8 protein-coding genes are annotated in these 7,327 nt (G+C 70.0%); 6 read left to right on the top strand and 2 right to left on the bottom strand.

The window, feature by feature from the left end; translation table 11 throughout:
• Positions 1-202, top strand: a 202-nt coding sequence (locus VNW53_RS10675; protein ID WP_325555603.1) for a hypothetical protein, incomplete at its 5' end; no start/stop codon positions are given.
• Here VNW53_RS10675 and VNW53_RS10670 read toward each other — a convergent pair.
• Positions 199-1,965 carry a gamma-glutamyltransferase family protein gene (locus tag VNW53_RS10670; RefSeq protein ID WP_325555601.1) on the bottom strand — a complete coding sequence of 589 codons (1,767 nt, stop codon included), beginning with the start codon at positions 1,963-1,965 and terminating at the stop codon, positions 199-201. The two genes, VNW53_RS10675 and VNW53_RS10670, sit on opposite strands and share 4 nt — an antisense overlap.
• Before the next feature lie 206 nt (positions 1,966-2,171).
• On the opposite strand from VNW53_RS10670, the gene VNW53_RS10665 reads away from it, so the two are divergent.
• The 3 genes from VNW53_RS10665 to VNW53_RS10655 all read left to right on the top strand — a co-directional run bounded on the left by VNW53_RS10665 (position 2,172) and on the right by VNW53_RS10655 (position 4,589).
• Positions 2,172-3,236: a GlxA family transcriptional regulator gene (locus VNW53_RS10665; protein ID WP_325555600.1), complete on the top strand. Its 1,065-nt coding sequence runs from the start codon at positions 2,172-2,174 to the stop codon at positions 3,234-3,236.
• Between the two features lie 166 nt (positions 3,237-3,402).
• Positions 3,403-3,894 carry a response regulator gene (locus VNW53_RS10660; RefSeq protein ID WP_325555598.1) on the top strand — a complete coding sequence of 164 codons (492 nt, stop codon included), beginning with the start codon at positions 3,403-3,405 and terminating at the stop codon, positions 3,892-3,894.
• Positions 3,891-4,589 carry a response regulator transcription factor gene (locus VNW53_RS10655; protein WP_325555597.1) on the top strand — a complete coding sequence of 233 codons (699 nt, stop codon included), beginning with the start codon at positions 3,891-3,893 and terminating at the stop codon, positions 4,587-4,589. The genes VNW53_RS10660 and VNW53_RS10655 overlap by 4 nt, the downstream gene beginning before the upstream one ends.
• Here the strand turns inward: VNW53_RS10655 and VNW53_RS10650 are convergent.
• On the bottom strand, positions 4,586-5,206 hold the full coding sequence (locus VNW53_RS10650) for a ParB-like protein (RefSeq protein ID WP_325555596.1): 621 nt from the start codon (positions 5,204-5,206) through the stop codon (positions 4,586-4,588). The two genes, VNW53_RS10655 and VNW53_RS10650, sit on opposite strands and share 4 nt — an antisense overlap.
• 105 nt (positions 5,207-5,311) lie before the next feature.
• Between VNW53_RS10650 and VNW53_RS10645 the strand changes: the two genes are divergently transcribed.
• Both VNW53_RS10645 and VNW53_RS10640 read left to right on the top strand, forming a co-directional pair.
• Positions 5,312-5,932, top strand: a complete 621-nt coding sequence (locus VNW53_RS10645) for a hypothetical protein (protein WP_325555594.1) — start codon at positions 5,312-5,314, stop codon at positions 5,930-5,932.
• A 114-nt stretch (positions 5,933-6,046) separates the two neighbouring features.
• Positions 6,047-7,153, top strand: a complete 1,107-nt coding sequence (locus VNW53_RS10640; RefSeq protein ID WP_325555592.1) for an FAD-binding oxidoreductase — start codon at positions 6,047-6,049, stop codon at positions 7,151-7,153.
• Positions 7,154-7,327: the final 174 nt, after the last annotated feature.

Genomic DNA, 7,327 nt, shown 5'->3' with positions numbered 1-7,327 from the left:
CGAGACCGACTTCGTTCGCGACGTCGCCTCGGTGATCGGCGCGGTCTATTCGCTGTCCTACGCCGCGCGGCCCAGGTTCGGCGACCGGGCGGCGGCCTTCGAAGCCGCGTTGGCCGAGGCGCTGCTGACCCAGACTCCGTCCGGCCGGTTCGAGGAGCGCGTCGAGACCGAGGTGATCGTCGCCCGCCGCGCCGCCGACTAGTACGCGAGCGCCGCGCCGTCCTTGCGCATCTCGGTGGCCGCGGCGTAGCGGCCGGGGTGGCGCCAGATGGCTTCGTAGCCGCCGTAGACGCCGGGGTTGGGCGCCAGCGGCCAGCCCAGCTCGGCCAACGCCTTCTTCGTCGCGTCCGGCACGCCGGTCTCCAGGTTGAGCTTGCCGATGGGGCCCAGGTTCTCGCCCGTGGGTTCGTTCCCGCCCTCGTGGTGCCAGCGCGGCGAGTCGCCCGCCTCCTGCAGGCCGAGCTCGAAGTCGATCAGGTTGGAGATCACCTGCGCCTGGCCCTGCGGCTGCATGTCCCCGCCCATGACCCCGAAGGCCAGCAGGGGCTCGCCGCCGCGGGTGGCGAAGCCCGGGATGATGGTCTGGAACGGCCGCTTGCCCGGCGCATAGACGTTGGGGTGGCCGTCCTGAAGCGCGAACAGCTCGCCGCGGTTCTGGAACATGAAGCCCAGGCCGTCCGGCATCAGGCCCGAGCCCATGCCGCGATAGTTGGACTGGATCTGGCTGACCATCAGCCCGTCCTTGTCGGCGACGGTGAAATAGGTGGTGTCGCCGTGGCTGGGCGCCTGTCCCGCATAGGCCGGGTTCAGGATGCGGTCCGGCCGGATCAGCCTGGCCCGTTCCCTGGCGTAGTCCTTCGACAGCAGCCACTCGGTGGGCTGCTTGTAGAACGTCGGGTCGGCGTAGAACCTGGCGCGGTCCTCGAAGGCCAGCCGCTTGGCCTCCACCTCGTGATGCAGGGTCTGGGCCGACTGGAAGCCCATCGCCTTGATGTCGAACTGCTCCATGATGTTGAGCATCTGCAGGGTGACCAGGCCCTGGCTGTTGGGCGGCAGGCCCCAGACGTCGGTCCCGCGGTAGTTGATCGAATGCGGCTCGACCCATTCGGTGTGGTGTGCGGCCAGGTCCGCCTTGGTCATCCAGCCGCCGATGCGCTTGAAATAGGCCTCGATCTTGTCGGCGATCTCGCCCTCGTAGAAGGCGCGCCCGCCGCCCTCGGCGATCAGCCGGTAGGTGTGGGCCAGCATGGGGTTGCGGAACACCTCGCCCTCGCGCGGGGTCTTGCCGTTCGGCGCCCAGAGCGCGTTGAAGTTGGCGACTTCCTCGATGTGGTTCTCGGGCTTGTTGAAGGTCCGCTGCGAGCCGCCGACGTAGAAGGCCACGTTCTGGACGATCGGCGCGCCTTCCTCGGCGTGGCGGATGGCCGGCTGGAAGAGGTCCTTCCACGGCAGCTTTCCGAACTTCTGGTGCAGGGTCCACCAGGCGTCGACCGCGCCCGGCACGCTGACCGAGACCGCGCCGAAGGAATTGATCAGGCCCTTGGCGTTGGCGCGCCGGCGCTGTTCGGCGAGCGTCAGGCCCCTGGGGCTGCGGCCCGAGCCGTTGAGGCCCAGCACCTTGCGGCTCCTGGGGTCCCACAAGAGGGCGAAGCAGTCGCCGCCGACCCCGCAGGAGATCGGCTCGCCGAAGCCCAGGACAGCGTTGGCGCAGACCGCCGCGTCCACCGCCGAGCCGCCCGCCTTGAGGATCTCGATGGCCGCCAGCGTCGCCAGCGGATGCGCCGTGGCCGCCGCGCCGTGCAGGCCCCAGGCGGGGCTGCGGCTGGCCCAGGTCGCCCCGTCGATGCGGTCGCCGCCGTGCACGTCGGGCCGGTCGCGGACCGGGTTCTCCTGCCGGCTGGTGGCGAAGGCCCGCCCGGCGAAAGCGGCGGCCGGAACGGCGGCGATGAAGTTGCGACGGTTCATGTGGATGTGGGCTCCCCCAAGCTGAACCGCACCAGTGTTAGCAGAGGCGCGGGCGGTGGCGAGAGGCGAGGGCGCGTTTTGCGCCGACGGCGTCGAAGTCGGCTTGGAATTGAACGTAGATCGGCCCTAAATGGTTACGGTTCAGGAACCGAACTCGGCTTCGGTCCGCGGCCGAAAAAGATGGCGGGCCAGGAAGGCCGGTCGCCATGCTCGTCGCCATCCTCACATCGCCCATCCGCCCTCCGCTGGTGGAGATCGCGGCGATCGCGGACACCCTGCACGAGGCGAACGTCCAGACCGGCCAGGACCACTATCGCGTCGTCCTGGTCTCGGAGCGGTGCGGTCCGGTTCGCTCCGCTGCGGGCCCGACCATCGCGGCCGATGTCACCTTCGACGAACTGACCGAGCCGATCGATACGCTGATCGCCATCCCGGCCACGCGGGGGACGCCGATGCCCTCGACCCCCGCCATGACGGAGTGGTTGCGCGCCATGGCGCCGCGCACGCGCCGCTACGGCTCGACCTGCACCGGCGCCTTCGTGCTCGGGGCGGCCGGATTGCTCAGGCGGCGGCGCGTCACGACCCATTGGCAGTTCGCCGCGCAACTGGCGGCGCTCTATCCCGAGGCCATCGTCGAGCCTGACCGCATCTTCGTCCGCGACGGGCCGATGTTCAGCTGCGCCGGCGTGACCTCGGCCTTCGACCTGATGCTCGCCCTGATCGAGGAGGACCTGGGACGCGAGACGGCGCTGGCTGTGGCGCGCTTCTTCGTGATGTTCCTCAAGCGGCCCGGCGGCCAGTCGCAGTTCAGCGCGCAATTGGCCGCCCAGTATGTGTCGCGCGAACCGATCCAGCGCGCGCAGCAATGGATCCACGACCATCTCCGCGAGGGCCTATCCGTCTCCCAGCTCGCGCGCGAGGTCGGGATGAGCCAGCGCAACTTCGCCCGCGCCTTCGCCAGTGAGACGCAAATGACGCCGGCCACCTACGTCGAGCTGACGCGCATCGACGCGGCGCGGCGCCTGCTCGAGGAGAGCCAGCTTTCGCTGCAGCAGGTCGCGTTCCAAGCCGGGTTCTCGAGCCCCCAGGCGATGCGACGAGCCTTCGCCCGGCATCTCGACGTCACCCCCGGCGACTATCGGCAACGGTTCCAGTCCACACTGTCGAGCAAATCGCCCGATCGGAGCAGGATACTGACGTCGGAGGTCGCCGCGCGTAGCTCGGATCTCGGGGGCCAGCGCAGGTCAGTATTGAATCTCCGAAAAGCTTGAGCGCAACAGAATTGGGTTGGCCGAAACTGCCCGTGTTTTGGCAGAAAGTGCGCCCGTGACTCCATGGAAGGCCACAGGTCCGAAGGGGTAGCTTTCTTGCAGGACGGCCCGTGGCGATGCGCGGGAGGAACCTGGGTCCTTTCAACGGCGTGCATCATGGGCCGACATGACCGATTCAGAAGATGAACTCGACGCCCCTGCCGGGGACGCGGTCTGCTCTGAATTCAGCCTCGCGGTCCTGCCGGATGATTTCAGCGCGCCCGACTTCCATCTGAGCGTGCTGGTGGCGGATGACCATCCGACCCATCGCCGATGCGCGCAGGCGATCTTCGAGGCGCTGGGATGCCACGTATTCCTGGCGGTCAGCGGCGCCGCGGCGCTGCACGCCTGCAGCCTGAGACGTTTCGATGTCGTGGTCATGGATCGTCACATGCCCGATGGCCATGGCGACGAGGCCGTGCGGCGGCTGCGTCGGCGCGAGGGCAAGGTGCGCCGTACCTTCGTGGCCTGTTGCTCGTCGGATCCGCCCCGCGACCTCTCCGCCGGCTACGACGTCCTTGCGCCCAAGCCGCTGACCGTCGCCGCCGCCGCCGACCTGCTGAGGAGGGTGGCGGCGCTGGCGCCCCCCGAGCCCGCGCCCGGTGAGCCTCGATCATGACGCCGCGCGCGCTGTCCCGTTGCGCCTGCGGGTTCAGCCGCGCCTCAGTCGTGGCCGAGGCCTACGTCATCGATGACGACGCGGCGCTCCGGCAGGCGTTGACGCGCCTGTTTCGCGGAGCCGACCTCTTGGTGCGCACCTACGAGAGCGCGGTGGAGTTCCTGGAGGACGCGCCGCGGCTCCCCATGGGGTGCGTCGTCGCCGACCTCAGGATGCCAGAGATGGATGGGCTGGAGCTGGTCCGGCGGATCGCGGCCGCGGGCTTTCCCTTCAGCACCATCATGATCACGGGCGACGCGGACGTGAGCCTGGCTGTGGAGGTGATGAAGGCGGGCGCGACGGATTTCATCCAGAAGCCGTTCGATTGCGATGGGCTTCTGGCGGCCGTGCGCCGGGCGCTCCACAGGCTGGTGACGGCCGACGAGGAGGACCAGTCCCGCGAACGGTTTCGGGAGGCGCTCAGGCGAATGACGCCGCGCGAAGGCGACGTGCTGCGCGGGCTCGTTTGCGGCAAGACCAACAAGATGATCGGCCTCGATCTCCACATCAGCCCGCGCACGGTGGAGCTGCACCGAGCGAACCTGATGAAGAAGCTGGCCGCTGAAACGCTCTCCGACCTCGTGCGGATGTCCGTGCTGGCCGAGGACAGGAGGCCCGGAGGCCTTGGCGAAGGGATCCTGGCCGCCCGCCTCTAGACGATCGGGTTGGGGCCGCACCAGCCGGGCAGGTAGCTGGAGGTCTCGTCCTTGGCCAGCTTCAGCGCCCGGGTCAGGGCCGCCGAGAAATTGTCGGCCAGCAGCTTGGGCTTCACGCGCCGGCGCAGGAAGTCCGCCCAGATGAACTCGCTGAACGGGGTGATGTCCTTGGCGTAGCCGCCGGCCCGCCGCAGCTCGCCTGCCAGGCTGCGGTACGGGTCGTCGGTCATTCCGGCGATCGAGGCGGGGATGTCGTCGAAGCCCCTGCGCCGGCCCTCGCCGTCGTAGGCGTGGCACCAGGCGCGATTGTCGAGGTAGGTCCAGAACTCGCGCTGGCCCAGGCGCCTCAGGTCGGCCACGACATTGACCAGGATATCGGCGACGCCCTCCTCGTGGAGCGCCCGGCAGAGGTGGTGGTGGTCGACGACGTAGTGGCGCTCCTTCGGCCCCCAGACCACCGGGACCATGTGCTTGCCGAGGAACTCCGACCCCTTGTCGCCGGCCTGGTCGCGCCATTGCCGCCGTTTCTCGCTTACCTCGCGAAAGCCGACCGTGATCTGGGTCGGCCGCAGCGTCTTGATCGGGATCGGGTTGAGCTGGGGTTCGTGCGCGGACATGGCCATCAATTCCCTCGAGGCTGGACCTCATCGATCATAGGCCAACTCCTGACCGGTTGAGCGGCTCCCGCTGAGCCTTCAGCTCTGCCGTGCGTTTAGGGCGCGATGGCCATCCAACCTGACGTCCTGCAGACGCTGAAGCCGCAGCCCTACGACAGCATCCGCGAGGTCGTTCGCGACGGCGACCTGCTGCTCTGCTCGGCCAACGACGGGTTCTCACGCCTGATCCGCTGGGCGACGCGAAGCCCCTGGAGCCAACTCGGCATCGCGTTTCGGCTGGAGGAGGTCGACCGCGTCCTCGTGCTCGAATGCGTGGAGAAGATCGGCGTCCGGGCCGTGCCGCTCTCCACCTTCATCAGCCGCACCAGCTCCGGCGTGCACCCCTATCCGGGGAAGATCCTGCTGGCGCGGCACGGGGCGATGGCCGCCAAGACCAGGCGCAAGCCGTGGAAGAAGATGGCCGCCTTCGCCTTCCAGCGCCTTGGCGACCGCTTTTCGCAGGCCGAGACCTTCAAGATCGCCCTGCGCATCGCCGTCAGCCGGTTCGGCCGTCGCCTGCACCCGAGCCTCGGTCCCAAGGACGAATTCATCTGCTCGGAGTACGTCGCCCGCTGCCTGAAAGCCGTCGGCGTGGAGGTCCCCTGGGACGGCCTGGGCTTCGTCGCGCCCAGCGACATCGCCAACGACCCCCGCGTCGAGGCCGTGGCCCAGATCAGGACGCGCTAGCCGCGGCGCCTCGGCGGGCGGATACCGGCGCAATCCGGGCCGGGGGTTGGCGGCGAGGCGGCCGATTGGCTATGGGTCGCGCCTCGCGTCCCAAAATCCCAGGAGCCCGTCCCAGTGCCCGCTTTCGATTTCGTGATCATCGGCTCCGGCATGGCGGGCGCGGGGGCGGCCTATGAGCTGGCCGACGGGGCCCGGGTGCTGCTGCTGGAGCGGGAGGAGGCGCACGGCCACCATACGACGGGGCGCTCGGCGGCGCTGTTCATGGAGAGCTACGGCAACGAGGTGATCCGCGGCCTGACGCGGGCCAGCCGGGCCTTCTTCGAGGCGCCGCCTCAGGGCTTCGCCGATTACCCGCTGCTGACGCCCCGCGGCTGCCTGCACCTGGCGCGGCCCGACCAGGTCGAGGCGCTCGCCTCCGTGCCGGGCGTCGTGGAGCCGCTCGACAAAGCCGCCGTCCTGGCCATGGTCCCGGCGCTGCGGCCCGACTACGTGGGCGCCGGGCTCTACGAAGCGGACGCCATGGACGCCGACGTGGCGGGCCTGCACCAGGGCTTCCTGCGCGGGGCCAAGGCCCGCGGCGCCGAGATCCGGCTGAACGCCGAGGTCACCGGTGTCGCCCGGCGGGCCGATGGCTTCGTCGTCACCTGCGCCTCGGGGGAGAGCTTCGAGGCGGCCGCCGTGGTCAACGCCGCCGGCGCCTGGGCCGACGTCGTCGCCGCCATGGCCGGCGTCAGGCCCGTGGGCCTGCAGCCCATGCGCCGCACCGCGGTGATCGTCGACGCGCCGGAGGGCCTCGACATCCGCGCCTGGCCGGCGGTGATCGACGTGGACGAGCAGTTCTACTTCAAGCCCGACGCCGGCCGCATCCTGGCCTCGCCGGCCGACGAGACCCCGGCCGAGCCGCACGACGCCTGGGCCGACGACATGGACGTGGCGGTCTGCATCGAGCGCGTGCAGGACGCCGCCGACATCCCGGTGCGGCGCATCGTGCGCTCCTGGGCCGGGCTGCGCAGCTTCGTGGCCGACCGCTCGCCAGTGATCGGCTACGACCTCGAGACGCCGGGCTTCTTCTGGCTGGCCGGGCAGGGCGGCTACGGCGTCCAGACCGCGCCCGCCGCCGCCCGCGCCGCCGCCGCCCTGGCGCGCCGCCGCGACCTCCCCTCGGATATCGTCGCCGAAGGCGTGAGCGCCGAGGCCCTGTCGCCCGCGCGGCTGCGCTAGGCTGAATCGACGTTCATTCTGAGGATGGGCCGTGGCTTGGCGTTCCTCCTCCCCTTGTGGGAGGAGGTGTCAGCCGGAGGGCTGACGGAGGTGGGGTCGCGCTCCGCTCTCGGCGCGAGACTGAGCTTCGAGCTGCGCCGGGAGGCCGAGAAACCCCACCTCCGACCCGCTGCG

Origin of the sequence: Phenylobacterium sp. (assembly GCF_035569475.1) — a bacterium.
Classification (GTDB): domain Bacteria; phylum Pseudomonadota; class Alphaproteobacteria; order Caulobacterales; family Caulobacteraceae; genus Phenylobacterium.
The sequence above is the reverse complement of the archived record's forward strand: the minus strand, read 5'-3'. Positions and strand labels throughout refer to the sequence as shown.

What these genes read in the sequence shown, in the direction of transcription:
- VNW53_RS10645 (WP_325555594.1), top strand. Translation starts at nt 5,312, where the DNA reads ATGGCCATCCAACCTGACGTCCTGCAGACGCTGAAGCCGCAGCCCTAC.
- VNW53_RS10660 (WP_325555598.1), top strand. Translation starts at nt 3,403, where the DNA reads ATGACCGATTCAGAAGATGAACTCGACGCCCCTGCCGGGGACGCGGTC.
- VNW53_RS10665 (WP_325555600.1), top strand. Translation starts at nt 2,172, where the DNA reads ATGCTCGTCGCCATCCTCACATCGCCCATCCGCCCTCCGCTGGTGGAG.
- VNW53_RS10670 (WP_325555601.1), bottom strand. Translation starts at nt 1,965, where the DNA reads ATGAACCGTCGCAACTTCATCGCCGCCGTTCCGGCCGCCGCTTTCGCC.
- VNW53_RS10650 (WP_325555596.1), bottom strand. Translation starts at nt 5,206, where the DNA reads ATGTCCGCGCACGAACCCCAGCTCAACCCGATCCCGATCAAGACGCTG.
- VNW53_RS10655 (WP_325555597.1), top strand. Translation starts at nt 3,891, where the DNA reads ATGACGCCGCGCGCGCTGTCCCGTTGCGCCTGCGGGTTCAGCCGCGCC.